This window comes from Chelativorans alearensis (assembly GCF_010993735.1).
GTDB classification, from domain to species: domain Bacteria; phylum Pseudomonadota; class Alphaproteobacteria; order Rhizobiales; family Rhizobiaceae; genus Chelativorans; species Chelativorans alearense.
The window spans coordinates 102,193-127,148 of sequence record NZ_WQNI01000004.1; the positions used below are offsets into that span (position 1 = coordinate 102,193).

A 24,956-nucleotide genomic window follows, 5' to 3' on the forward strand; every position below is an offset into this window, starting at 1 on the left:
ACGGTGATAATTTATGCCGCTTCCGGATAAGGGGCGGGGAACGCCGCATGAATTTCGAGTTGCTCGGCATTGTGACGATGGTTCTTGGGGTGACCGTTCTGTTCGCCCCGATCCGCAGAGCTTTCTCCATCATGGTCCTGTCGACGCTTTTCGGCGCGGCGGCGGCTTTCAGCCTGCCGGGGTTGGGCGGGGCCTCGGTGCTCGTGCCGAGCCTGTTCCTGGTCTTCTACTCCCTGCGCCTGTTCATGGCGTTCGGGGAGGGGCCGGTGTTGGCTGCCGTGGCTGCGCCGCGTGCCGGGTTCTGGCTTCTGCTTTTGACGGTATATGCGCTCGTCACAGCGGTGTTCTTCCCGCGGCTTCTGGAGGGGATGACGGAGACGATGGTCGTGCAGCGGATAGCGGCCGGACGCAGCGCCATTTCCATGGTTCCGTTGGCACCGTCCACAGCCAACATAACACAGGCTGTCTACGCGCTGGGTGGGCTGGTCTGCTTCGCCTTCACCGTCGCCTATCTTCGCCGCGTCGGCTCGCTTGCCCATCTTGCCAGCGTGGTCCTTGTGCTGGGGGCGGCGAACCTGGTTTTCGCTCTGCTCGACGTGGTCACCTACTATTCGGGGGCCGCATATCTGTTCGACTATGTCCGCACAGCCAATTACGCTTTGCTGACCGGCGCCGAGAAAGCCGGCTTCAAGCGCATTTCGGGCACGTTTCCCGAAGCTTCGGCCTTTGCCGGCTACACCGTGGTGCTGTTCGCCTTCATTGCCAGCCTCTGGCTCGACCGGGTGCGCTCCTGGACCAGCGGCTTGTTAGCCGGCCTGCTCCTTGTCGTGCTGCTCCTGGCGACGTCCACAACCGGGCTCGTCGCCCTTATGGCCGTCGTTCTGTTCCTCGGCCTGAGATCGGCACGGGGATCGGTCGGCAGGAAGCCCGTGGGTAGGCCCGTCTTTCTGACGGGGACGGTGTTTGGGATTCCACTCATTATCTTACTTGCCGTCATCCTCATGCCCGAGGCGGTGGATCAGATTATGGATTTCCTCGACGAGATCCTGTTTTCCAAGCTCGAGAGCCAATCCGGGCGGGAACGCTTCATGTGGAACGCCGTCGCCTATCAGGCCTTTCTGGATACGTGGGGGCTTGGTGCGGGACTGGGGAGCGCCCGCGCATCGAGCTATCTTCTCGTGCTTCTGTCCAACGTCGGCCTGCTGGGCACGGTCATATTCTTCATCTTCTTCGGCTCCATCCTGTTTTCGCGCGTGGGAACGGGCGGTGCCGGCCAGGAGATGGACGACAAGATCGCCAGGGCCGCAAAAGCCGGACTGGTCGCCGGTCTCGCCGAAGCGCTGATTTCCGGGACCGTTTATGATCTTGGGTTGATGTTCTACCTGCTGGCCGGTGCGGTGGCGGCGATGCACATGCCGGTTCCCAGCGTAAGGAGAACGCGGGTGCGGGAAATGTCTTTCCAGAAGCATGAAGCGCCGGCCATGCCTTCCACGAGGGAAAGCCATTGAAGATACTGGTCTTCAACGTCAAATACAGCCCCAACCTCGGCGACGGTATTCTGGCCGAGTGCCTCGAGAGCGCGCTGCGACGGAACGGTTGCGAGGTCGAGACGATCGATCTCGCCGGCCGCTGTGCCTATGGGGGCGCGGGAGGCGGCCGCATGGGGGCGCTCGCGATACTGGGAGTGTTGCCACCGCGCCTGCGCAGGGCGGCGGTTGCATTCGTGCTCGGGCGCAGGTTGCGGGGTCTGCACGGTGGATGGCAGGCTCGCGTTGAGATGGCGGATGCAGTGGTGATCGGCGGTGGCAATCTCTTCCAGGACGACGACTTGAACTTCCCTCTCAAGATTGCGGCGGTGCTGGAGTGCGCATGTCGCACCAAGCGACCGCTCGCCGTCTTTGCCGTCGGCGTCACCGCCCACTGGTCGGACCGCGCGGCAAAGCTTTTCGGCAGGCTGCGCGGCTGCCGGATCTTTCACGTATCGGTTCGCGACCATGCCGCACGGGACAGCTGGATCGCCCATTTCGGCCGCCATCACGATGTGGAGGTCTGTCCCGATCCCGGCCTGCTGGCATGCGACCTGCCGCGGGCTGGAGAGGTGGAGCCCGCGGTCGACCGTCCGCTTATCGGCGTATGCGTCACGCATCCGCTCGTCTTGCGGCGGCATGCGGCCATCGCCGACGCACAGATTCCACTTTTGACAGTGGGCGAGTACCGGCAACTAGCGGAGTGGCTGATCAATGCCGGCTATAAGGTCCTGCTGTTCACCAATGGCGCCAGCGAGGACCAGCAGTTTCTCGAGCGTATTCTTCGAGACCCTGCTTGCGCCGCGCACCTGGCTGCGGGGCGGCTTGTGGCAGCGGCTCCCCCGCGCGCACCGGCGGATCTCGTCGGGATTTTACGGCGGCCTGCCGCCGTTGTCGCCCATCGGCTGCACGCCTGCATCGCCTCCTATTCGCTGGGTACCCCGCAGATTGGTCTCGGCTGGGACCGCAAGGTGGAGAGCTTTTTCAGATCCGTCGGCCGCGAGGACTTCTTTGTTCAAGGAAACGTCCCGCCGCAGGAGATCGGCACGCTTGTCTTGAAGGCAATGGATGAGGGCATCGACATGGAAGCACATGGCAGGCATCTCGAGCATGCCAGGCGGGCGGTAGCACTGCTTGTCGAGAAGATGCGGAAAATGACCTGTCAGATGGATGTCGGCCAGACGGATGTCGTTGCCAATCAACCTTTGGACAATCGTCGCCAGATGGACGCCGCAGGCCCATGAATGTTCGGCCGAAGGCTTCGAAGACCCTGATCACCAAGATGTGATCCTTGGGCACAGCGCGCTGTTTGCCTTGAGACGGTTGACGATAGAAGCGGAGAATGACCGAGAAACGTAGGCGCTACCACCTTAGGAGAAATGCCTGGGGAAATTTGCTCGTGTTATAAATGAGATAGTTCAAGAATAAGTAGCATACCGGTAAGAGGTGGGGGTGTGCTTTTAAGCGCGACGGGGAATTTTCGAGATATTCTTGGGGCTCTCGAGGCTCCCGCTAAAGCTGTGCCGCCAGATGACCCTTGGCCAAAGGGTATCCTGCGATCAGCCGTTAGGCGGCAGACCTACCCAACAGGATCGACTATTGCCGATGGCGACGAGAAGAAGCCGGCAATTCTGCTGGTCATGTCCGGCTGGGTGGCTTCCTGCAAGGTGCTGAACAACGGCATGCGAACGATCCTCGACGTTTCACTCGCCGGCGACGTGATCATGACGGGATGGACCCGGGAGGCAGCCATTGCCCTTTCTCCCGCGGTGGTGGTGGAGTTGCCCGGGCCGACCTTTGAAGGCCTTCTGTCCTATCCCCAACCGATATCGGAGATCATTCTCAAGGGGATGGCAAAGCGTTATGCCAGGCTTGCCGAGCATGTGGTGAATATCGGCAGGCGAGGAGCGGTCGAGCGCGCGGCGCATCTGCTTCTGGAACTTGCATATCGCATAAACGCACGAGAAAAGAACGGGGTCGCGGGTTTTGCCTGTCCGTTGACGCAAGCCGACCTAGGCGATGCCCTTGGCCTTTCTGCGGTGCATGTGAACCGTGTTTTGAAAGAGTTGCGCGAAGGTGGCTTTGTGTCGTTCAGGGGTGGGGTTGTCCAGATTTACAATCGGCGAGGCTTGGTTGAACTCGCCGGTTTCGATCCATCCTACCTTGAATTGCGCTCGGTATAGACTCCATTTCGACCGGTGTCGCCTCATCTGGGTATCGCCGGGTTGTAGGTTTAAAATTATACAACTATAAATTGCAAGAATATTACTTACCAAACGATAAATATTTGGCAAGGTATTAATCCAAGTTAGTGCATCTTATCCCCAATTCGCAGATACTTACCATCCAAGTTGACCAATCGGGATATCTCTCGAAATGGGGCGGACAATTGTTCCGCAAGGTTGGGGAATGGCAACTGGGGAGCAGAGAAGGAAACACGCAGGTTCGCCGACCCTGTGGTCGGGGAGACTTGGCCTGTGCAAGACAAGTAAACAGTTCAGGGGAGTTGTGTCGTGGAATATACGAACGCGATTACACAGGTACCTGGCCTTAAACAGGTACCAAACATACCGGGGACTTTGGAGAAAATCGGAGAGTATGAAGCAGGCGGGGAGCCCGGCGGGGAGAAGCGCCGCGATCTTGTTCTGCTGATCGATCCGCGGGCGCTCGACCGGGAGTGCCTGGCGCGAAGCCTGAGTGAGCAGAACCCTGCCATGGATATCGTGGCGGTCGGCTCCGCCAACGAATGGCGCGGAAAGCATGAATCACGTGAACCATCCGCGGTGCTGTTCATTGTCGGCAGCAGGAAGATTGCCGAACCGGCCGTGAGCGGGGAAATCCAGGAGCTGGCGAGGAAATTCGAGGGAAGCCCGGTCGTCGTGGTTGCTGATACGGATGATCTCGGACAAATCCTGAAGGCGCTCGACTCGGGAGCGCGGGGCTATATCCCCAGCAACGTTGGTGTCGGTGTGGCTGCGGAGGCAATTCTGCTGGCCCGCGCGGGGGGCGTGTTCGTACCCGCCAGTGGTGTGCTCGCCATGCGCGACATCATCAACTCGACGACCAACCGCATTGCCGGTCTCGGCAATCTGTTCACATCGCGCGAGGCGGAGGTTGCGGAGGCATTGCGGCGCGGAAAGGCGAACAAGATCATCGCCTACGAGCTGCAGCTTTGTGAAAGTACGGTCAAGGTCCATATCCGCAACATCATGAAAAAGCTCAACGCCACCAATCGCACCGAGGTGGCCTACAAGATAAGGGAGATGTTGCCCTGACCAGGAAATCGTTCATCGCCGATGAACTGATGCCGGCGCCATCAGCGCCCCTAAGAGGCTTTCTTTGCCCCTGCAATCCAATTGTCGCCGCGAGGGCGGTCGCGGCGGCTGCCGGACCCGCTGAACGCGGGTCCGGTCAAGCTGTATCGCTGGGGAACAGATCCCTTATCTTGTAAGCGATCTCGGTGCGGTTCGTTGCCTTAAGCTTCTGCATGATGTTGCGGATATGAACCTTCACGGTGCTTTCGCACATGTTAAGTTCATAGGCGATGATCTTGTTCGGTTTGCCCTGCCTGATGGCGTCTGCAACCTTTATCTGACGCGGCGTGAAAAGTTCTGCCAGACGGCCGTTTCGCGACGTATCGGATGTGATGGTCTGGCGTATCGCAAAAACGCTGCTTGCCGGTACGTATACACCCCCGGCGATAGCCAAATTGATCGCCTCGACACAGACTTCTATACTCACCGATGACGGGATATAGCCGCTGACCCCGTATTCCAGCGCGTTAACGATCTGAACGATATCGTCGGAGTCGGCGAGAATGATAACGGGCAGCGAACCGGCATCGGCAATGAGCTTTCTGATCTGGTCCGCGGCCTCGGTAGCCTTCTGTGCCCCCAGGTGAAAGACGATCGCCGCCAAGGGGGGGTGAAGATCTTCCGATGCACGCCACTCTTCCAATGAGCCATAGGCAGCCACCACCCACGAAACGCGTTGTGATACCAGGCTGCGCCGCAGGCTTTCTCTGCGGAGCGTGCGATTGTCGATGAGTGCAACCGATTGCAGCCCTTCGCCGATTTCAACGGGACCATTCTCATCGGAGTGTATCTCGTGGTCGAAGCTGCCTATCTCTTCTTTGACAACGCGCTCCGTGCCATGGAAAGCACTCGGCCTTCGCAGACCAAGATCGGTGTGCGTGGAAAGAGTCATGTCGAACATCCCCCGTGCGTTGAGAATTAGGAACTGGTTGTCTTGGAGCATTGCAAGTTAGGGAGTGATGGCCCTTTCGTCTGTGAAATTTGCTACACATGTTTCTTCTATTCGTGCAATCATGCGGTACCGGCTCCGACGCGGCGAATGCAGGGGGTTACACTGGGGCGACGGCGAATATTCAAGCTGCCACTCGGTTGTCGGAAACTTACTGCAGAGATATTCTTTCCACTTGAAGGCGAGGGCGGCTAGCCCGATCGAAGATGACTGGACGGCTGTATACCCGTCATGTCGCAACCATCGTTTCTATTGATGCCGCCGGCTTTTCACGCCTGATGGGCATCAATGATGAATTTGCTGTAACGGCTTTCGAGGCGCGGCGGGCGATCATTGTAGAGAGTTGCGATGCTGGGGGCGGGCGGATGTTCGGCGCAGCAGGCGATAGCCTCATGGCCGAATTCGGGGCGCCGATCGATGCCATGAGGGCGGCTTTCGATTTTCAGGAGAAGATCGCGGCGCTGAATGCCTCCGTTTCCGACGAGATGCGTATGCCCTTCCGCGTAGGCATCAATACCGGGAGCGTGATCGTCCGCGACGAAAGCCTTTACGGCGACGACGTCAACATCGCCGCCCGGATCCAGGAACTTGCGCCCTATGACGGGTTGGCGATCTCAGAGACCACCTGGCATCACGTGAAGGACAAGACGGCCGCCCGCTTCACGGACCTGGGCGAACAGATCCTGAAGAACATAGCGCTGCCCGTGCGTATATTCACGGCAACCCGTGGCGGCGAAGGCGCCGAAGTTCCTCGTCGGCAGGAGGCCTCTGCGGCCATGCCGCCGTCCGTTGCCGTTCTGCCGTTTCACAACGAGAGCGGAGATCGCGAACTTGACTACGTTGCGGACGGCATTGCGGAGGACGTCATTCAGGGCCTTTCCAACACCCGATGGCTCCCCGTTATCGCCAAGAGCTCCAGCTTTCAGTTTCGTAGTAAATCGCTCGGCACGCGGATGATCGGCAGTGCGCTCGGCGCGCGCTACATCGTCGACGGCAGGCTTGCCCGGGCAAACACGTATTTCGTCCTGAAGGTCATGCTTACCGACGCGGCGAATGGAAGGCTGATCTGGTCGAGGGAGTTCAAGCGCCGGGCGGACGAGGTGGCCCTGCTTCACGACGAGATCGGCGGCATGATCGTCTCCATGCTGGAGAAGGAGGTCGAGCGGGCCGAGCAGGCGCGCACGTTCCAGGTTCCGTGGGAGAGCCTGGAGACATGGCAGCTCGTCAGGCGCGGCCGCTGGCACATGCAGCGTCGCAGCCGCGAGGATATGGCCCTGGCGTTCGAGTGCTTTGAGCAGGCACAGGCGAAAGATCCCAATTCGAGCGCCGTGCTCAACGAGTTCGCGTGGTGGTATTTCTGGCGTGCCTGGCTGCGTTCGGGCGACAGCGACGATCTGGACAAGGTCGTGGAGTATTCGCGCAAATCGCTGCTGATGGACAGCCAGGACGCGCGCCCGCACGCCTATCTTGGTGTCGTCGCGATTATGCGCGGCCAGCCGAAGATGGCTCTCGCACATCTGAGCGAGGCGCTCGAGATAAATCCCAGTTTCGCTTTTGCCCACTCGGCAATGGGGAGCGCGCACCTTCTTCTCGGCCAGGCGGTGGAGGCGATCCCACTTTTCCAGGCGGCGTCGCGACTGAGCCCCTTCGACATCTATGCGTTCCACAATCTCGGCGAACTGACAGCCGCCTATTGCCTAACCTCCCAGTGGGACGAGGCGATCAAGACCGCGGACCGCTCGCTCAGTCTTTCCCCCGGCTATTTCTATGCGCGCTTCCTGAAGATCGGCGCGCTCGCACGCGGTGGGCGCCTCGAGGAGGCTCGGCGAGAGCTTTCAATTTTCCGGACACGGCACCCCGACTTCACGAACGCGCGCATCGAATGGATCCCATTCGCCAACGCATCCGCGAAGGCCGCTCTCATAAGCAATTTCGAACTGGCATGATAACAATGTCGGCTACGTGATCTGTTTCACATACGCGGGGCGCTCAAGGACGTAGGCAACCGTTGAATCCGGGGGTGAGCGATGGTGGCTGTCAAGTACTACGAAGGGGTTCTCGAAGCGCAAGAGGAGCAGCGGCCGCTTGCCGAGATGCCCCCATTCGACATGGAGCGCCTGCGCACCAGGGGCATGTGGGGACGCCTGACGGAGCGGCTTCTGGAAGACCCGCGCTGGGCGCTCGCGCTGCTTAGGCGTTTTTGGCCGATGCCGCGTTTCGGCAAGTTTCTTCTGGTGACAAGGAACGCGGACGTCCGTGAAGTCCTCGAGCGGCAGGATGTGTTCCAGACGCCTTACGGCCTGGAGATGGCGGAAATCGCCGGCGGGCACAACTTCATCCTCGGAATGCAGGATGGGCCGCAATACCGGCACATGAAGTCTACTATCCTGAGCGTCTTTCCCGTGGACGAGGTGGAGCAGCTGGTGAGGCCGCTGGCGGCCCGGCACGCCCAGGAGATCATGCGGCTGGCGGCTCCCGATTTCGACGTGGTGGGCGAGCTCTTGAAGGTGATGCCGGTACGCATCTGCCGCGACTACTTCGGCATCAAGATCGACGACGAGAGGCAATTCTCCGACTGGGCGAATGCGCTGAGCGGTCTGTTCTTTGCCGACCCTTTCGCCAATCCGACCGCGCGCGAGCTTGCCGTTGTCGCCGCGGACAGAATGAAAAGGACGATCGACCTATCCATAGAAGCCGTCAGGGACGGCACGGCAAGCCGGTCTACGCCGCTTGGCCGGCTTGTCGACCTGCTCGACGACGCCGGTTCAGACGTCGGTATCGGGCATGTCCATTCCATCATGATGGGCATGATAGCCGGCTTTGCGCCGACTAACCTGCTTGCCGGCAGCAACTGCCTTGACGTGGTGCTTTCGCGTGACGACGCGCGCAGGGAAATCGGGGAGGCTGTCGCCGCGAAGGACGATGCACGCCTCGAGCGGGTGATCCTGGAAGCGATGCGGTTCAAGCCAATCTGGATCGGGCCTTTTCGCTACACCGCCCGCGACGCGGTGATAGCCAGGGGCACGCGCCGGGAGCGCGAAGTTAAGGCCGAAACCTCCGTCATGCCGGCAGTGTTGTCGGCGATGTTCGATCCGGACGCCGTGACCAATCCGGACATGTTCGACATCGAACGGCCGGCGCGCGACTATCTCGTCTTCGGTCACGGCATTCACCAATGCATAGGCGCGGCGATCGCCCGCGTGCAGATCGCCGAATGCTTCCGCGCGATCTTCTCAAAACCGGGTGTGCGGCGAGCCAAGGGCAGGGCCGGCCGTCTTTCGCGGCTCGGCGCCTATCCGGAGAGCCTGAGGATAGCCTTCGAGCCTTCGCCGCTTTCGAAAGCGGTAGAGCACTCGATGGTCACGGTCGTGTTCGAGTGCAGCGAAGGCACAGAAGCCGAAAGATTGCGGAAAGAGGTCGACAAGCTCGGCAACCCGGCCAACGAACGGGCAGCGGCGGCGCTGGATGCAAGCGGCATCATCCACTTCGCGAGCCTCGCTGTCGTCTGCGCTCCGAGCACCCCCGCGAACGGTGAACGGCCATATCTCGTGCTCGAACTCTCGGGCGACGGCGCGGATGAGGCCGTTACCCAGGCTTTTGCCGAACACGCCGGTTCCCTGGTTCGTGACCTGTTGGAAGACGTGTGCGGGCTGGGTGCCGAAGAGTCCCTCGAGGATTTCATGCGCGCGCGAATGATCAAAATCTCCCCGACCTTCGGCAGCAATGCGGGCCTCGTATTTTCCGGCACGCCCGGCCATTCGGTTGCCCGCATCCGTGCGGAGGCGAAGCTGCAGAATGCGGCACGCGAAATCATAGCCGAAGCGCGGGGTAACGATGCCGGCGACGTACTTGCCGAGGTGCGGGAAAGGTTGGCGCGGGACGGCGGCTACGAATGGGCATTCGAGCCGGTGCAAAGTCTTCTGGAATTGCCGGAGGGAAGTCTGTGGGCGGCCATCAAGAGAACGCTTCGATCCCCTAGGCTGCTGGTCACGGCCGCGATCGTGCTCCTCGTGTGCTGGGGGATCACCTACACCCTCGTTTTCGGATACACGCCCGGCATCTTCCGCAATCTTCTGGTCTTCGGGACCTCGCTTGTGCTCAGCCTCTTGGGGGTCAGCATGTCTCTGGCCTTCATCGGACTGGTCCTCCATCTCGCGCTGCGGCGGCTTGAAAAGCGGGACGTGCCTAGTGACGCTCAGCCGGATCCGGAAACGCTTGCCGAGATTATAAGGCGGGAAAACCATTTTCCACAGAACCACCTGACCGCCGTCTCGGTCATGAAGCCCGGCTGGCTGCGGCGGCTGACGCTGCGCCTCTCCTTTTATCTTATCTCCATCATGGCCCGGCACGTTTTCCGGCCCGGCTTCCTCGCCGACATCAACACAATCCACTTTGCGCGCTGGGTGCTTTTGCCCGGCACAGACAGGCTGGTGTTCTTCAGCAACTACGGAGGCAGCTGGGAAAGCTATCTCGAAGACTTCATTGCCAAGGCGCGCGCCGGTTTGACGGGTGTCTGGAGCAATACGCTGGGCTTTCCCAGGACCCGTTCCCTTTTCCTGGAAGGCGCGGGAGACGGCGCCCGCTTCAAGCGGTGGGCGCGGGCGCAACAGATACCGACCCTTTTCTGGTATTCGGCTTATCCCGACCTCAACACGAATCGCATCCGTATCAATTCGCTCATAAGGAGCGGCATTGCGAAGGCCGAGACAGAGAGCGAGGCGCGCGACTGGCTTCGACTTTTCGGTTCCCAGCCACGCCCGCACGGCACGCTGGAAACGGAGGAGATACAGACGATCTTCTTCGGTCCCCTCGGGCCGCTACAGTATGCCCGCATGACGGCAGTCGGCATTCCCGAGGGCCTTGGGCGCACGAAGCGGAAGGCCTGGTTGCGTTTCGTGGCGGAGAGGACCAGCTTCGGCAACCGGCTTCCCGGGAAGCGGGCTATGGCAGTCATGTTCGGGCCGAACGGGCTGGCGCGCCTCGGCCTTGACGATCATTCGCCCGAGAGTGGGCTTGAGACTTTCCCGGCGGTGTTCCGCCAGGGAATGGGTACAGAGCCGAGAAGCCGCATACTCGACGACATCGGCCGCAGTGCGCCGGAACAGTGGGAGTGGGGATCGGCGGAAAAGCCGGTGGATGCAGTGCTCATATGCTACGCAGCCGATGAGGAGACGCTCACGGAAGACATCAAGGAATTGCACGAGCGCACGGAAGAGGCAGGGATGGCGATCGTCACGCAACTGCCGCTCCAGGTAAAGAGGCGGGGGAAACAGGCGGTCGAGCATTTCGGCTTCGCGGATGGGATCTCACAGCCCGTTGTGATGGGCACCCGACGCGCCAACGCGCCGGTCCCCTCCATGCACCTGGTGGCACCTGGCGAATTCCTCCTAGGTTACAAGGATGAAAGCGGCTTTTATCCGCTGACCCCGACAGTGCATTCATCACGCGATCGCTGCGGCATACTGCCGGCAGTAGAGAGCGAGCATCAACCTCTCTTCGGGGCAAGGTCGCGGTTGCGGGATTTCGGCAGGAACGGCTCCTTCGTGGTCGTACGCCAGCTCGAACAGCACGTCGACACGTTCCACGCGTACTGCAAGAAAGCCGCGACCACGGCGCGCTCGCAGATCGGCAATCCCGCCATCAATGCGCGCTGGATCTCCGCAAAAATGGTCGGTCGCTGGCCCGACGGAACGTCGCTGGTCCGTAACCCGAATGGCCGCAAGGCACGCAACCCGGATAACGACTTCTCCTACGCCACAGAAGACCCGCAGGGGCTGCGCTGCCCGTTCGGCTCGCATGTGAGGCGCTCCAATCCACGGGATTCGCTGGGTGACGACAATGACGACAAGGAGACACAGATCAGGCTCAACAATCGCCACCGCATCCTGCGCTGCGGGCGCACCTACGAGAGGGGGAGCGAAAAAGGGCTGCTCTTCATGTGTCTCAACGCCGACATTGAGCGCCAGTACGAGTTCATGCAGCAAAGCTGGGTCTCGGCCACCACCTTCCATGGGCTTCTGGCGGAGAAGGACCCGACAATAGGAGCCAATGGCGGGGAAGGGCGGTTCACGATCCCTTCCAGCGACGGCTCATTGGTGCTGACCGGCCTACCCGAATTCGTCACTACGCGCGGCGGCGGCTATTTCTTCATGCCGAGCCGGTCAAGCCTGCGCTATCTGCTTTCAAGACTTTAGAGCGCCGCGCTTCGGGCCGATCACGCATCCCCCAGATCGACAATCTCCTGCAAGCCATCCGCGCTCCTCACGCGGATCGCGCCGCGCTTTATCGTGATCAGCGAGCGGCTACGCCATTCGTTCAGCATCTTGTTGACCGATTCCCGGGTCGCCCCCAGAAACGCGGCGAGTTCGGCTTGCGAAATTGGAATCCAACCATCCTTGTCAGCCAATATTCCGGAGAGGAACAACAGCCGTTTGGCGAGACGGGCTTCGATCTTGAGCAAAGCCTGGTCGTTCCGCTCGCCGCTGACCCAGCGTAACCGCGCGCACAGAAGCTCTATCATCGCCAGCGCGAGGGGGGCATTTTTCTCCAGCTTGTCAAAAAGCTGCGCCCTGTTGAGGGAGACCAGCGTGCAATCGGTCAGGCAAAGTGCGCTTGCCGTGCGGGCGCCTCCGTCGAGCACCCCGATTTCGCCGACGAGGCTTCGCGACAATTCGATGTTGGCGACGAGCTTGCGCCCGCCTGGAGAGTAGATCGAAATCTCCACCGTGCCCGACAACACGCCATAAATGCGGTCGGCCACATCCTCCTGCATGAAGAGATGGACGCCAGCGCTGTATTGTTCGGGCCGGCATGCGCCGAACAGAAGGTCGAACAGATCGGGGCGCAACATGGCCAGGCGTGGGGCGGGGTCACCGCTCCACGGGGCGCTCATCTCCCGCATTCCAGGCTGTTCCGCCGTCATCTGTACAACCACGCTTGGGCATATAGCAGGCCACAGGGGTCCTCAATTCGCCGAACTTGAACCCTCCGTAACCATAGCCGTCCCCTATAGTCTCCCAATCCGTGCACAGCGGGATCCGGGCCGGAAACCCGTGCAATTTGATCCAAGAAAGTGCATGGCGCTACGGTCTAATCCAGCTGAAATGTATCATAAAACTTTGAAAAACAAAGAAGAGGCATTTGCCAATACGCCTCTGATGAATTGAGACGAAAGTTCAAATATTTCAGTCAATTGTAGAAGAAACCGTACAAATTACACACAGTAACCTTACAGTTCCCGACCGTCGCAGAAGGGTGGAATTTATAAATTGCCATTCGACGGGCTTCTTGAAGGCCGACCTTCGCAACGCTCAAGTTGACCCCGCTCCATGACCTGCAGGAACGCGAAAGAGCTGTCTGACGGTTTAGGGATTAGTTGGAACGGCAAAGATTCCATCAATCCATAATCCTTCGGAAAAAGATCCTAGACGTTGTCGGCGCCACAATTCGTGTAGCGGCTTGCTTGCCGGCAGTTCGTGTGGCGTTCAAATCGACATGTTGTCGAGGGCGCCTTCGGACTGGCACACTCATTTTAGGCTAGTGCTCGGCGCTTCGCGAAATGCACTGAAGCGACCACGGATGCGTTTTCGCTTGTCGGTTTTTCGGGATGAAAAGAGGGGATTGGCGCAATGTCCGCAATCGAAACGGTCAAGGAAGCGTGCACACGCGGTCTCGTGCTGGCACCCGTGGGAGCGTTGCTCCTCAGCGTCGCGCTGCTGCTTATGGGCAACGGCCTCTTGGGAACCCTGCTGGTGGTCCGTGCGGGGCAGGAAGATTTCGGCAGCGATACCATCGGTGCGATGATGTCCGTCTATTTTGCGGGCTACACTCTCGGTGCTATCTTCCTGCCGCGCCTGATCGTCTCCGTCGGGCATATCCGCACCTTCGCCGGCTTCGCTGCGATCGCATCGATGACAGCCCTGCTTCACTTGGCGCAGGTTAGCCCCTGGGCCTGGGTGCCGCTGCGCGCGCTGACCGGCCTCGGCTATGCCGGTATGATCCTGGCGACCGAAAGCTGGCTCAATGCCCATGCCGTGCCGTCGACGCGCGGACAATTGCTGTCGATCTTCGGCGTGGTGTCCATGGGATCGTGGGCCCTCGGACAGGCTCTCCTCAACGTCGCTCCTCCCAACGGCGTCGCACTGTTCCTCATCGTGTCGTTACTGATTTCGGCCGCAGTGGTGCCGATCACATTGCTGCCAAGCCGCGCGCCAGCCGATGTCGATCAGGAGCCGGTCAGCTTCCGTGCGCTCTACGCGATCTCACCGCTGGCCTCGGCCGGAGTTTTTCTGGCGGGCCTCGCCATAGGCGGCTTCTGGGGTCTAGGCCCCGATTTCGCCCAACAGATCGGGCTCGGCATCGGCGGTATCTCCGCCTTCATGGCCGCGGTCCTTGCAGGTGCCCTCGTGCTGCAGTGGCCACTCGGCTGGCTGTCGGATCGCCTCCCGCGCAACCTGATCATCGCGGCGGCGTCGCTTGGCGCGGCAGCCGCCGCCACCGGCCTCGTCTTCTCGACGGAAGCGGCCCTTCCGATCTTACTCGTCGCTGCTGCCCTGTTCGGCGGCTTCGCAATCCCGATATACTCGTTGTGTGTCGCCTATGCCAACGACAGCCTGTCCCCCGGGCAGATGCTCGGCGCTGCACGGGGGCTGCTTCTTCTCAACGGGCTCGGCACCGCCGCAGGCCCCCTCGTCGGCGGCTTTGCGATGCGCACTGCAGGTCCATCGGGCCTCTTCCTATATGCCGCGATCCTACTGGCCGTATTGATGGCTTGCGCCCTTCCGTCGCCGCGAGCCAGCCGCGGGCGCGATACGGCATCGACGCGTTGTCCGCACACTCCCGCGTTCACGCCGTCCCTCAATTCCATACTGCAGGGCCAGGATACCAAGCCAAAAGGCGCGTAGTATCGGAATGACAGGACCGCCCTCTCCGCAGTACGCGGTCGAAACGATCCTGTGGACCGCCTGAAGATCGATCGCTCCTTGCTGCAAGCGCTTTCGGAGAACGATCAGCGTTGCGCGATCGTCGGCGCGATGTTCAAGATGGCGCATGCGCTGGAACTGCAGGTTGTCGCGGTGGAGACTGCCGATCAGCGCGCGCTTCTGCATTCCCTCGGCTGCCGCGAGATGCAGGGATATCTCTTTTCGCGCCCCCTCAATGGCGAGCAATTCCTGAATGATCTGCGGGGACTAACAGCGTCCGCCTGAGCGGTGGGGGCATGCTGCCTTCCCTTAGCGTTCCGCGCCGGCTGGGGATGTCGGGTGCCTTTGTGTGGGCAGCTATCGATGAACTGCGCCCATGCAGGCGCGTCTGATGCCGACGAAAAAGTAACCGCTCGGTAAGGCTGGGAAATCGGCATGTTGCGGTGGCAAAGCTTTGTTGGCTACACTGGGTTAGTCCAAAAGGAGGAGGCACCGGATCGAAATGATGACGAATCCTTATCTTTCTGGAAGCCAGGAGGTATTCTTCCGGAGCGCGATATGAAGGCTGGATTTGGCCCTTCGACTGCGCTTGTAGCGGACGATGATGAGTTTTTCCGGATTGCGTTGCGGACGATTCTGAAGAGCGAGTTGGGGTTCGCGGACGTGATCGAAACGGGATCGCTCGACGAGGCGGTCGAACAGCTCTCCGAGCATGATGAGATTGCCTTGGCGCTGTTCGACTTGGCGATGCCGGGCATGAAGGATGCCGGGAGCCTCGAGGCGGTCCTGGATTTTCGCCGTGACATGCGCGTCGCCGTGGTTTCCGCATCGACCAGGAAATCCGACATGCTGGCGGCACTGTCAGCAGGCGTGCACGGTTATGTGCCCAAGGGGCTGGGTGCCGCGGAACTGGCTGCAGCCCTCGGGCGCGTTTTGGAGGGAGCTATATACGTCCCGCCCGAGATCGCTGCCCGCGACAAGAGCGATGAGCCGAGGGAGGAGCAGCCGGAGCCGTCGAAGGAACAGGAAAGCCGCGTCCTCGCCAGTCTGACGCGCCGCCAGCGGGAGGTGCTGATCCTTCTCGTCGACGGTCTGTCGAACAAGGAGATCGCGCGCAAGCTGCAACTTGGCGAGGGAACGGTGAAGATTCACCTGGCCGCGCTCCTTCGCGGCCTGGGTGTCAGGAACCGGCAAGCGGCTGCCGCAACCGGGGCCCGGCTCCTTTCGAGCCGAGAGGGAGAGCCCCGCTAACCGCCCGTTCACGATGGATCAGGCTAGGCCATCTGGCCGAATAGGCGACATCGGAGAAGAGGTGCAGATATCGAGGCATATCAACGCAGCGGGCGAACGATGCAATCAGTCACCACCTGCCGGGAAAGCGCGGTATCCTTGAAGCGGGAAGCGGAGCCGTTTTGGCACCACGTCGTTTCGCAAAGCCACAGCTGCGACCTACTGATCTCGTCCATCGTGGCAAAGATGGGCTTCGACATCGCTCCGCTTGGGAGGCGTGTCCTTGCCGGCAATATGATGGAGCTTATGGAACGGCACGGAATAGACGACCCGGCCTTCTTGCTCGAACGCCTCAAACTCGACCCGGAGCTGGCCGATGAGATCGTCTCGGAGATGACCGTAGGTGAGACGTATTTCTTCCGCGACTCCAGCCAATTCGATCTCATTCGCGACGAGGTGCTGCCGGAACTGCTGCGCGCGCGATCGGCAGGCTTGCCTTTGAAGATCTGGAGCGCAGGGTGCTCGACGGGCGAGGAGACCTATTCACTTGCGGTTCTCGCCGAGGAGATGGGCCTCGGCGAGAAAGTGCAGATTACCGGAACCGACATTTCCGGCAGCGCCCTGCGAAAGGCTGCGGCCGCGTGCTACGACCAACGCTCGTTGAGGGGTGGAGCGTCGAAGCGCATGTATCCCCACCTCGTCCCTCGCGGTGACCAACTGCGTGTGAGCGAACACGTGAGAAGCCGGGTCCGGTTCGATAGATTTTGCCTCGGCACGGACGAACTCCCTTCTGGGCCGCAAGGTCTCGCCAATCTCGATCTGATCCTGTGTCGCAACGTGCTCATCTATCTGACGCCGGACGTGGTGAAGCGCGTCGCGCGCCAGTTCTATCAATGCCTCAGAACGGGGGGCTGGCTCCTGCTTGGCCCTTCCGATCCGCCGCTTTGGGAGCACGCGCCATTCACTACATTCACCACACCTGCGGGGATTCTCTACAGGCGCGACCCGGCAATGCCGCATTCCCGCGCGCTTGGTCGCGGCAACACGTCCGTCGATCACGGTGCGGCGTCCGAGCGCAGTCGCGACCTGGATCATGTCGGCAGCCGCCTAAAGAAAGCGATTCTGACACCCGGAGAAGGGCCGATCGTGCGCCGGATCCTGTCGGCCCTGCACAACGGATCGATGGATGTGGCCGCAAAGCGTGCTGCTGAAGCGGCCGGAAAACATCCCCTTTCAGCCAGGCTGCACTATGTCAACGGCCTCGCCCTGATGGCGGTGGGAGAGTGTGAGAAAGCGGGCGCCGCACTCCGGAAGCTTCTGTATCTGAACAGAAGCCTCGCCGCCGCGCATTTCCTTCTTGGAAAGTGCTGCCTGCCCCGTGACCACAAGGTTGCCCTTCGCGCCTTCGAGACGGCTCACGCGCTCTGCGCGGACCGACCGCCCGACGAGCGTGTGGAATTGATGGAAGATTTCAGCGCTGGCCAGTTCGTCGCCCTTATCGGTCGCGAAATCGCCGATTTGAGGCGCTTGCGACAGGATGGGCCCGATGCCGGTTGAGAAAGACAGAGGGCGCGCGGCCGATTGGGCCGTTGTTCGCCAGAGGCTGGAGGCGGCCATGAATGCGGTGGCCAGTCTCCAGGGTCCCGCCGACGACGCGCGGCGGCACAAGCTCGAGGCACGGGCAAAGGCTTTCGAGCACTCTCGCACTACAGGCCGGAACGGCATCCCGACAGTGGGATCGGTTCATTTCGATCTGGGCGGCAAGCGCTTCGCCATAGAGGCGCGTTACGTCCAGGAACTGGTGCCGATGCGATGGATCACGCCCCTTCCGCGCGCGCCACGCTTCGTAATCGGCCTTTATGACCTGCGTGGACAGGTGTTCCCCGTCTTCGATCTCCAGCTGCTTCTGGCACCGACCACGAGTGGATCGCTTTCCTCGAATTGGGGCATTGTCTGCGGTCGGAATCGGCCGGAGTTCCTCTTTGCGACTTCCGGCATGGCGGCGATCGTGCCCGACGTTCCGCAGCCCGTCGTGCCGGCCGAAGAAGACGCGGCCGTGCCGTGGATACGTGGTGCCGCCGGCGACGGAACGATCATCCTGGACGGCGCCGCACTGGTCACCGACCGGCAACTGTTTCTCGAAGACCCGAAAAGCGCGTCCCAGGGCGGGGGAAAGGAAGAGGGACAATGAGCTTTCTGCAAAGGCGGAGCCTTTATGGCACGCTCGGCGTGCCCATGGTTTTTTTCGTCGCGGTCTGGGCTGTTTTCATAAGCTTTGGGCTGGTGACGCTCGAGAAAGTCCGTTCCGATGTTGCGGTGACGTCTTATCTCGGCAGGGAGCATGTCTTCTACCGTCTGCTCTACCTCGCTTCCCGTTTACCGGGTCCTTCAGGCGACCAGACCTTCGCCACCGATCTGCGTGAAGCCATGATCGGCAACGAGCGTATGCTGTCCACGCTGATCAACGGAAGCTCGGAGCAAGGGTTGCCGTCGGCGGCGGATCCTCACGTATTGGCGGAACTCGAGGAAAGCCGCCAGTATTGGCTGACCACCGTAAGGCCGGCCTTTGAGACGGCCATTGTGAACGCTCCCCTGTCCGGCGGGGAGATGGATAGCCTGCAGCGCGTTATGGAAGCCTATGTAACGCGGCTCAACCGGCAGATCCGCTTCATGGAGCAGGCCGCCGGCGCACGGCTGGGGCAAACCCGCCTTCTGCTTGTCGGCTCCTCCGCTGTCGTGGTGCTCGGTTTTTTCACGATGCTGCTCCTGGTTCATCACTTCGCTCAACGCGCAAAGGCGCTGGTGGAGACGGCGCAGGAGATCAGTGCCGGGAATATGGACAGGAGGGCACCCGAGAAAGGTGTGGACGAGCTGTCGCAACTCGGCGCTTCGTTCAATGGCATGACGGCCAAGCTTCTGGCCATGATCGACAGCGAGCGGAACGACCGCACGAGGCTCGAAGGGCTCGTTGCGACGATCGCCGAGACGGCCGAGCAGCTTTCTTCCTCCGCAACCGAGATTCTCGCCGGCGCTTCGCAACAGGTCGAGGGAATGCGCGAGCAATCGACCGCAGTCACCCAGACGACCACGAGCGTCGACGAAGTGCTGCAGACCGCGGAGCAGGCGACAAAGCGGGCCGAAGTGGTCGCTGCCTCGTCGGAGGCGGCAGTTAACGTCAGCAGCGCCGGCCGCGAGGCTGTTGACGAGACGGTGGCGGTCATGCACGCGGTCAGCGACCGGACCGAAGCGATCGCGAGCGATATCCTCGCGCTCGCAGAAAGCAACCAGGAGATCGGCGAGATCATCTTGGCGGTGACCGAGATTGCCGACCAGACCAACCTGCTTGCCCTCAACGCGGCAATCGAAGCATCGCGCGCGGGCGAGCACGGACACGGGTTCAGTGTCGTCGCAACCGAGATTAAGGCGCTGGCCGGCCAGTCCAAGGACGCCACGGACAAGGTCCGCCGAATTCTCCTGGAAATCCAGAAAGGCACCAATGCAGCGGTCATCGGGATGGAGGAGGGGGCGAAAAGCGTCAGCCGAGCCTTGGAAAAGGTGAACGAAGCCGGCGAGACCATCCGCCAGCTCGAGAGCATCATTGCCGATGCCGCGAGATCCGCTGCCCAGATCGCCGCTTCGGCCGGCCAGCAGCGAACGGGCATGAAGCAGATTCACGAGGCGATGCACCATATCCAACAGACGAGCACGCAGAATCTCGCTGCAGTTCGTCAGACGGAGCAGGCTGCCAGCGACCTCAACCTGCTCGGAGCCCGCCTGAAGGCCATGCTGGACGGGCGCGGGGAGTGAGCATGGCGAAAGACCAGATCGATCGGCAACTGCTGGAACTGTTCACGCGCGAGATGCAAGAGCGCGCACGCGAGTTGGAGCATCTGCTGCTTTCCCTCGAGGGGACTCAGGAGACGCGGGTACGGCGAAGCATTATGGAAAGGCTCCTGCGCATCGCCCATAGCCTGAAGGGCGCTGCAGGTCTGGTGGAGGTGCGTCCCGTCGAGCTCATCTGTCATAAGATGGAAGATGTGCTCACGCTCCTCGTGGGCGGCAAATATGGTGTGCAAAAGGAGGATCTAGATGCCCTCCTGGCTGCAGTGGACGCCATCGGCGACGCCGCGCGGAGGTTGGATGAAGACACGCGCGTCGACGCTCTGTCGATCGAGCCCGCGCTGAGGAAGATCGACGCCCGGCTGAAGACGGGGCCGCGGGGCGGTGAAGGGGAGGTCGCGGGGAGCCAAGCCTCTGAAGACGAGGCGGAGACGAGCCAAACCGGGCCTGCATATGCGCCACGCATCCGGTCGACTGACCTCGATGGATCCACGCGCATTTCCGGAGAGCGTCTCGACACCCTCCTTTATCGGAGCGGAGAACTGGTCGCAGCGAAATCGCGCCTTGCCTCGAAAGCTGCCGAAGTTGCCTCCCTGCGGGAGCGGTTGCGGCATCTCCGCTTCTCCCGGCAGTCCCGCGTGGACACCTCCGAGTCGCTCGAAGGCGATCTGCGCGAACTTGCTTCCGGACTTGCGGAGGATGCATGGTTGATCGGCAGCCTGGTGGACACGCTCGATCACGAGATCCGGCGTTCCCGCATGCAACGCCTGTCGGAAGCCTGCCAGGGGCTTCCGCGACTGGTTCGGGATCTCGGCGCCGCATCCGGAAAAATGGCTGAACTGCACATCACGGGCGGCGAGATCGAAATCGACAGATCGCTCGCCGCCGGGCTTCAGGACTGCCTGCGCCATCTCATCCGCAATGCGATGGGACATGGGATAGAGACACCGGAAGCGCGCAGCGCGGCAGGCAAACCCGAGAAGGGGCGGATCACCATCTCCGCCGCTCTCTACGGCGACCGCTTTCAAGTCCATGTCGAGGACGACGGACGCGGATTCGACGTGGCGTCGGTCATGGCGGCCGCCCGCAAGCTGGGCCTTCCAGAGCCTGCGGACGAGCGGCACAGGCTGCGCCAGGCGCTCGAGCCCGGTGTGTCCACCTCGGCCAAGCTCACAAAGCTGTCGGGCCGTGGCGTGGGCCTCGACATCGTGCGTGACACGATCGAGGCGTTGCGGGGGAGCGTAGAAGTTATGAACGCGCCCAGCGGCGGCGCGGCCTTCACCCTAACCCTGCCGCTGACGCTGGCTACGGTGCGGGCACTGGAAGTCATCGCGGGTGGGCAAGTCTTCGCCTTCGATACCGCCTCGATCCGCCGAGTGGGCCGAGTGCGCACCGGCAACCTGCCGGCGGCGGGACAGAGGAGCACCCTTAATGCTGAAAACGGCGAAGTCCGGATCTTAGACCTGGCCAGTTGGCTGCAGCTTCCCGCAATGGGGGAACCTGAGGTGCCGGAGCATTGCCCGGTGGTCTTCGTCGGGCCGGCCGGTGGAGAGACGGCGATCATCGTTGACCGGATTCTCGGAGAGGAGGAACTTCTGGTGCGCCCCTTGGGGCCTCGCCTTACCAACCTACGCCACTATAGCGGAGCCACTGTTCTTGCAGATGGCCGTATCGCTTTGCTTCTGAGCGCCTCCGGCTTGATCGAAGCAGCTGCATCCGAGGAACGTTTCGGGACCAACGCCTATGTTTCCCATCCGCCACCGGTGCGCAAAATCCTGGTGGTTGACGATTCTCCGTCGGTACGCATGCTCCAAAAACTCATTCTCGAAGCGGCCGGCTACACGGTCATCTTGGCGGCAGACGGATCGGAAGCATGGAAGTACCTGCAAGAACAGGGTGCCGATGTCGTCGTGGCTGACGTCGACATGCCAGGAATGGATGGGCTTGCGCTGACCGGAGTGATCAGGGGATCGCGCAAGTTCGCCGGGCTGCCGGTCGTTCTCGTCACCGGTCGTGATACGGCGGAGGAGAAGGCCCGGGGACTGCAGGTGGGAGCCGATGCCTATATCGCCAAGAGCGGCTTTGACCAGCAGCATTTCCTGGAAACGGTTCGTCAGATGATCTGAGGCTCCATGCTGCGCCTCCTCCTCATAACAAAGAGCACCGAGCTGCAGTCGCTCATCAGGCGAACAGGCGGATTTGGCGGCGAGGTGGAACTGGTCGGCGTGGCCGAAAGCCAGCGGGAAGCGATCGACGGGGCGAAGCGGCTCAAGCCGGACATCGTCATCGTCGAGCCGACGGTGGGCGACAGGGAATGCGCGGACGTGGTGAAGGAGATCATGGTCGAGGCGCCCCTTCCGATCGTCATGGTCTCTTCCGTTTCCGATCCCGGCCTTGCGGGCCTCGCGGTCGAGGCGCTCTCATCGGGAGCGCTCGCGATCATTCCCGTGCCGTTGGAAACCGACGGGCAAATAGATGAGCCGTCGGTGCGGAAGTTCGTGTCGAGCCTCGCCGCCATGTGCCAGGTGAAGGTGGTGCGGCGGTGGCGCGCCCGAGGCAGCCCGTCCGCCGCGCGAAGGACGGTTGGCAGATCCGTCCGCATCATAGGGATTGTGGCCTCGACCGGGGGGCTTGCGGCTATCAAGACGATCTTGAAGAGACTGCCGCCCGATTTCCCCGCACCGATCCTGACGGTCCAGCACATCGCAAGCGGGCATATCGACGCGATCGCCGCTTCCCTCGACAAGGAGTCGGCACTCAGGGTGAAGGTCGCCGAAGATGGCGATCTCCTAGCGCCAGCGACGGTTTATCTCGCGCCCGACGGGCGCCAAATGGGATTGAGCGGCAGAAGGCGGATCCACGTGTTGGACGATCTTCCGGTCGATGGGTTCCTGCCCTCGGGAACCTATCTTTTCTCGTCCATGGCAAGCGCGTTCGGCAGCGAATGTCTGGCCATCGTGCTTACCGGGATGGGCAGGGACGGGACCGAGGGTTTGAGGACGGTCCGCGCGGTCGGAGGTGTGGCGATGGCGCAGGACGGGGAGAGCTCGGCCGTGTTCGGGATGCCGAAGGCAGCCATCGATTCCGGCTTGGTCGATCAGGTCGTGTCTCTGGACAAGATGCCTCGGGAAATGGCCCGGCTAGCAGGCGTCACGGTCTGCTGACGCGTCGGCCGGGCTACTGAATGCCGGCGATCTGGATCGCCGCGGGCGTGACGATCACCGCGAAGAGCACGGGCAGGAAGAAGATGATCATCGGTACCGTGAGCTTGGGCGGCAGAGCGGCGGCGCGTTTTTCGGCCTCGCTCATGCGCATGTCGCGGTTTTCCTGGGCCATAACGCGCAGGGCCTGCCCCAAGGGGGTGCCGTATTTCTCCGCCTGGATGAGGCTGGTCACCACGGCGCGCACGCCCTCCACCCCTGTCCGCTTGCCGAGATTCTCGTAAGCCTGGCGGCGATCTTGCAGATAGGACAGTTCCGCTGTCGTCAGCGCCATCTCCTCCGCGACTTCCGTGGATTGGGTGCCGATCTCCTCGGCGACCTTGCGGAACGCGCTTTCGATGCTCATTCCGGATTCCACGGTGATGAGCAGCAGGTCGAGCGCTTCAGGCCACGCGCGGCGGATGGCCTTCTGCCGCTTGGTGATCCTGTTCCTGATGTAGATGGCTGGAACGAAATATCCGAGCGCCCCGATGGCGGCCGCGATGCCGAATGCCGCGTAAAGCGGCACCGACGGCTTCAGAAGGAAGAGAAAATAGAGCGCGGCAATTGCGAATATCACAACCGGCGCGATGAGCCGTATGGCGAGGAACGTGATCACCGGCGCGCTGCCGCGATAGCCGGCCATCCGCAGCCGTTCGGCGATCTCGCCGCCTTCGGCTTGCTTGGCGAGGTTGAAGCGCTCGACGATCGTCTTGAAGAGCTTGCGCGGTTCGCTGCGCAACGACATGGGCTTGTGTTCGGCAGTGAGCCGCGCGCGCTCGCGTTTGCGCAGGAGCTGGCGCTCGTTCTCCACCTTCGCCATGCGCCGGGCGAGGTCGTTACGGAACAGATACGGCCAGGAGACCACGAGGACCGCCGAAAACGCAGCGACGGCCGCCATGATGGCCGAAAGTTGCTCGGGATCGGGAAGGTTGGAGACGAAGCTCATCGCGCTGCCTCAGAAATCGAAGTTGATCATCTTGCGCATGACGAGGATGCCCGTGCCCATCCACAGCGCGCAGCCGGCAAGCACGATCTTGCCCGTTACGGTGGTGAACAGGAGCGACATGTAGTCGGGGCTCGTCACATAAACGGCTGCGGATACGAGGAAGGGCAGGGCGCCGATGATGCCGGCGGAGGACTTTGCCTCCGAGCTCATCGCCTTGATCTTTGTGCTCATCTTCCTGCGTTCTCGCAACACCCTGGAAAGGTTGCCGAGCGCCTCCGAAAGGCTACCGCCAGTGCGGCTCTGAAGAGCGATGACGATCGCGAAGAAGTTGGCCTCCGGCAGAGGAACGCGTTCCCACAACCTCTGCACCGCCTCGTCGAGCGGAATCCCGAGCGTCTGGTCCTGGACGATCGACACGAACTCGCTTCTGATCGGCTCCGGCGCCTCGGTGGCGATCACCCGCAGGCAGTCCGGCATGGGCAGACCGGATTTCAAACCGCGCACGATCACATCGACCGCGTTTGGAAATTCGACGGTGAAGTTCTTGAGGCGCCGCTTGCGCCGCGTTCCGACATAGACGTGCGGCAGAAGCAGCCCGCCCGCAACGGCGAAGCCGAGGGCGACGAGCATTCCCGCCCCCAGAACGATCGCAAGCAGAAAACACACCACGCCCGAAGCCGCGCAGGCGGCGTAATAGGCCTTCTTCGACCAGCCAAGGCCCGCCTGCCGGATTCTGCCCGCAAGGGTTGGCTTGCCGGCCTTCCTGCTCTTCGCCTTCTGCTTCTCCTCGAGTTCCCGCAGCGTCTTTTCCACGGATTTGCGGCGGTCCCGCTCCTCGTCCGCCGACGAAGAGACATCCTCTGCCGCACCGAAGGCAGCAAGGCGCTGGAAACGCCGCTTGAAGGGGCTGGCCTGGGCAAGGCGCGGGTAGAACATCGCCGCGGCCAATCCCCCGACGCTCAAGGTCGCGAAGGTAAACACCACCATCGGGAAGAGAGTGGGCCCAAGAAGCATGCTCAACTCCTTC

At 61.7% G+C, this 24,956-nt stretch carries 18 protein-coding genes; 14 read left to right on the forward strand and 4 right to left on the reverse strand.

The window, feature by feature from the left end; all coding sequences use genetic code 11:
- The first annotated feature begins 47 nt into the window (after window positions 1-47).
- From GPJ75_RS07715 to GPJ75_RS07730, 4 genes are all read left to right on the forward strand, one after another.
- Window positions 48-1,508, forward strand: a complete 1,461-nt coding sequence (locus GPJ75_RS07715) for a hypothetical protein (RefSeq protein WP_205602490.1) — start codon at window positions 48-50, stop codon at window positions 1,506-1,508.
- Window positions 1,505-2,770 carry a polysaccharide pyruvyl transferase family protein gene (locus GPJ75_RS07720; RefSeq protein ID WP_163266795.1) on the forward strand — a complete coding sequence of 422 codons (1,266 nt, stop codon included), beginning with the start codon at window positions 1,505-1,507 and terminating at the stop codon, window positions 2,768-2,770. Before GPJ75_RS07715 ends, GPJ75_RS07720 begins: the two co-directional genes overlap by 4 nt.
- Window positions 2,771-2,980: 210 nt before the next feature.
- Complete coding sequence (locus tag GPJ75_RS07725) at window positions 2,981-3,709, forward strand: Crp/Fnr family transcriptional regulator (protein WP_163266796.1); 729 nt, start codon at window positions 2,981-2,983, stop codon at window positions 3,707-3,709.
- Between the two features lie 405 nt (window positions 3,710-4,114).
- Window positions 4,115-4,801: a response regulator transcription factor gene (locus tag GPJ75_RS07730; RefSeq protein ID WP_246248983.1), complete on the forward strand. Its 687-nt coding sequence runs from the start codon at window positions 4,115-4,117 to the stop codon at window positions 4,799-4,801.
- 136 nt (window positions 4,802-4,937) lie between these two features.
- On the opposite strand, the gene GPJ75_RS07735 is transcribed toward GPJ75_RS07730, so the two are convergent.
- Window positions 4,938-5,732: a LuxR C-terminal-related transcriptional regulator gene (locus GPJ75_RS07735; RefSeq protein WP_163266798.1), complete on the reverse strand. Its 795-nt coding sequence runs from the start codon at window positions 5,730-5,732 to the stop codon at window positions 4,938-4,940.
- 263 nt (window positions 5,733-5,995) lie between these two features.
- Here GPJ75_RS07735 and GPJ75_RS07740 point away from each other — a divergent pair, with 263 nt between their 5' ends.
- Together GPJ75_RS07740 and GPJ75_RS07745 are read left to right on the forward strand one after the other, a co-directional pair.
- Window positions 5,996-7,735 carry an adenylate/guanylate cyclase domain-containing protein gene (locus GPJ75_RS07740; RefSeq protein WP_163266800.1) on the forward strand — a complete coding sequence of 580 codons (1,740 nt, stop codon included), beginning with the start codon at window positions 5,996-5,998 and terminating at the stop codon, window positions 7,733-7,735.
- A gap of 81 nt (window positions 7,736-7,816) precedes the next feature.
- Window positions 7,817-11,983, forward strand: a complete 4,167-nt coding sequence (locus GPJ75_RS07745) for a cytochrome P450 (RefSeq protein ID WP_163266802.1) — start codon at window positions 7,817-7,819, stop codon at window positions 11,981-11,983.
- Window positions 11,984-12,003: 20 nt separating this feature from the next.
- On the opposite strand, the gene GPJ75_RS07750 is transcribed toward GPJ75_RS07745, so the two are convergent.
- A complete protein-coding gene (locus GPJ75_RS07750) occupies window positions 12,004-12,681 on the reverse strand; it encodes a Crp/Fnr family transcriptional regulator (protein ID WP_163266804.1) in 678 nt (225 codons plus the stop codon).
- Window positions 12,682-13,417: 736 nt separating this feature from the next.
- On the opposite strand from GPJ75_RS07750, the gene GPJ75_RS07755 reads away from it, so the two are divergent.
- From GPJ75_RS07755 to GPJ75_RS07790, 8 genes are all read left to right on the forward strand, one after another.
- On the forward strand, window positions 13,418-14,692 hold the full coding sequence (locus GPJ75_RS07755) for an MFS transporter (protein ID WP_246248965.1): 1,275 nt from the start codon (window positions 13,418-13,420) through the stop codon (window positions 14,690-14,692).
- Between the two features lie 51 nt (window positions 14,693-14,743).
- Complete coding sequence (locus GPJ75_RS07760) at window positions 14,744-14,995, forward strand: EAL domain-containing protein (protein WP_163266806.1); 252 nt, start codon at window positions 14,744-14,746, stop codon at window positions 14,993-14,995.
- Between the two features lie 273 nt (window positions 14,996-15,268).
- Window positions 15,269-15,961, forward strand: a complete 693-nt coding sequence (locus tag GPJ75_RS07765; RefSeq protein WP_163266808.1) for a LuxR C-terminal-related transcriptional regulator — start codon at window positions 15,269-15,271, stop codon at window positions 15,959-15,961.
- Between the two features lie 99 nt (window positions 15,962-16,060).
- Entirely contained in the window at window positions 16,061-17,497 is a 1,437-nt protein-coding gene (locus GPJ75_RS07770; protein ID WP_163266810.1) for a CheR family methyltransferase, read from the forward strand.
- A complete protein-coding gene (locus GPJ75_RS07775) occupies window positions 17,487-18,131 on the forward strand; it encodes a chemotaxis protein CheW (protein ID WP_163266811.1) in 645 nt (214 codons plus the stop codon). The genes GPJ75_RS07770 and GPJ75_RS07775 overlap by 11 nt, the downstream gene beginning before the upstream one ends.
- Window positions 18,128-19,747: a methyl-accepting chemotaxis protein gene (locus tag GPJ75_RS07780; RefSeq protein ID WP_163266813.1), complete on the forward strand. Its 1,620-nt coding sequence runs from the start codon at window positions 18,128-18,130 to the stop codon at window positions 19,745-19,747. The genes GPJ75_RS07775 and GPJ75_RS07780 overlap by 4 nt, the downstream gene beginning before the upstream one ends.
- Window positions 19,748-19,749: 2 nt before the next feature.
- Entirely contained in the window at window positions 19,750-21,906 is a 2,157-nt protein-coding gene (locus GPJ75_RS07785; RefSeq protein WP_163266815.1) for a hybrid sensor histidine kinase/response regulator, read from the forward strand.
- A 6-nt stretch (window positions 21,907-21,912) separates the two neighbouring features.
- A complete protein-coding gene (locus GPJ75_RS07790; RefSeq protein ID WP_163266817.1) occupies window positions 21,913-22,944 on the forward strand; it encodes a chemotaxis protein CheB in 1,032 nt (343 codons plus the stop codon).
- Between the two features lie 13 nt (window positions 22,945-22,957).
- Here GPJ75_RS07790 and GPJ75_RS07795 read toward each other — a convergent pair whose 3' ends face one another.
- Both GPJ75_RS07795 and GPJ75_RS07800 read right to left on the reverse strand, forming a co-directional pair.
- On the reverse strand, window positions 22,958-23,929 hold the full coding sequence (locus GPJ75_RS07795) for a type II secretion system F family protein (protein WP_163266819.1): 972 nt from the start codon (window positions 23,927-23,929) through the stop codon (window positions 22,958-22,960).
- A 9-nt stretch (window positions 23,930-23,938) separates the two neighbouring features.
- The gene (locus tag GPJ75_RS07800; RefSeq protein WP_163266821.1) at window positions 23,939-24,943 is read right to left on the reverse strand and encodes a type II secretion system F family protein; all 1,005 of its coding nucleotides are present in this window, start codon (window positions 24,941-24,943) and stop codon (window positions 23,939-23,941) included.
- Window positions 24,944-24,956 lie beyond the last annotated feature (13 nt).

What these genes read in the sequence shown, in the direction of transcription:
- GPJ75_RS07765 (WP_163266808.1), top strand. Translation starts at nt 15,269, where the DNA reads ATGAAGGCTGGATTTGGCCCTTCGACTGCGCTTGTAGCGGACGATGAT.
- GPJ75_RS07755 (WP_246248965.1), top strand. Translation starts at nt 13,418, where the DNA reads ATGTCCGCAATCGAAACGGTCAAGGAAGCGTGCACACGCGGTCTCGTG.
- GPJ75_RS07800 (WP_163266821.1), bottom strand. Translation starts at nt 24,943, where the DNA reads ATGCTTCTTGGGCCCACTCTCTTCCCGATGGTGGTGTTTACCTTCGCG.
- GPJ75_RS07780 (WP_163266813.1), top strand. Translation starts at nt 18,128, where the DNA reads ATGAGCTTTCTGCAAAGGCGGAGCCTTTATGGCACGCTCGGCGTGCCC.
- GPJ75_RS07785 (WP_163266815.1), top strand. Translation starts at nt 19,750, where the DNA reads ATGGCGAAAGACCAGATCGATCGGCAACTGCTGGAACTGTTCACGCGC.
- GPJ75_RS07795 (WP_163266819.1), bottom strand. Translation starts at nt 23,929, where the DNA reads ATGAGCTTCGTCTCCAACCTTCCCGATCCCGAGCAACTTTCGGCCATC.
- GPJ75_RS07770 (WP_163266810.1), top strand. Translation starts at nt 16,061, where the DNA reads ATGCAATCAGTCACCACCTGCCGGGAAAGCGCGGTATCCTTGAAGCGG.
- GPJ75_RS07735 (WP_163266798.1), bottom strand. Translation starts at nt 5,732, where the DNA reads ATGACTCTTTCCACGCACACCGATCTTGGTCTGCGAAGGCCGAGTGCT.
- GPJ75_RS07775 (WP_163266811.1), top strand. Translation starts at nt 17,487, where the DNA reads ATGCCGGTTGAGAAAGACAGAGGGCGCGCGGCCGATTGGGCCGTTGTT.
- GPJ75_RS07750 (WP_163266804.1), bottom strand. Translation starts at nt 12,681, where the DNA reads ATGAGCGCCCCGTGGAGCGGTGACCCCGCCCCACGCCTGGCCATGTTG.
- GPJ75_RS07745 (WP_163266802.1), top strand. Translation starts at nt 7,817, where the DNA reads ATGGTGGCTGTCAAGTACTACGAAGGGGTTCTCGAAGCGCAAGAGGAG.
- GPJ75_RS07790 (WP_163266817.1), top strand. Translation starts at nt 21,913, where the DNA reads ATGCTGCGCCTCCTCCTCATAACAAAGAGCACCGAGCTGCAGTCGCTC.
- GPJ75_RS07715 (WP_205602490.1), top strand. Translation starts at nt 48, where the DNA reads ATGAATTTCGAGTTGCTCGGCATTGTGACGATGGTTCTTGGGGTGACC.
- GPJ75_RS07740 (WP_163266800.1), top strand. Translation starts at nt 5,996, where the DNA reads ATGACTGGACGGCTGTATACCCGTCATGTCGCAACCATCGTTTCTATT.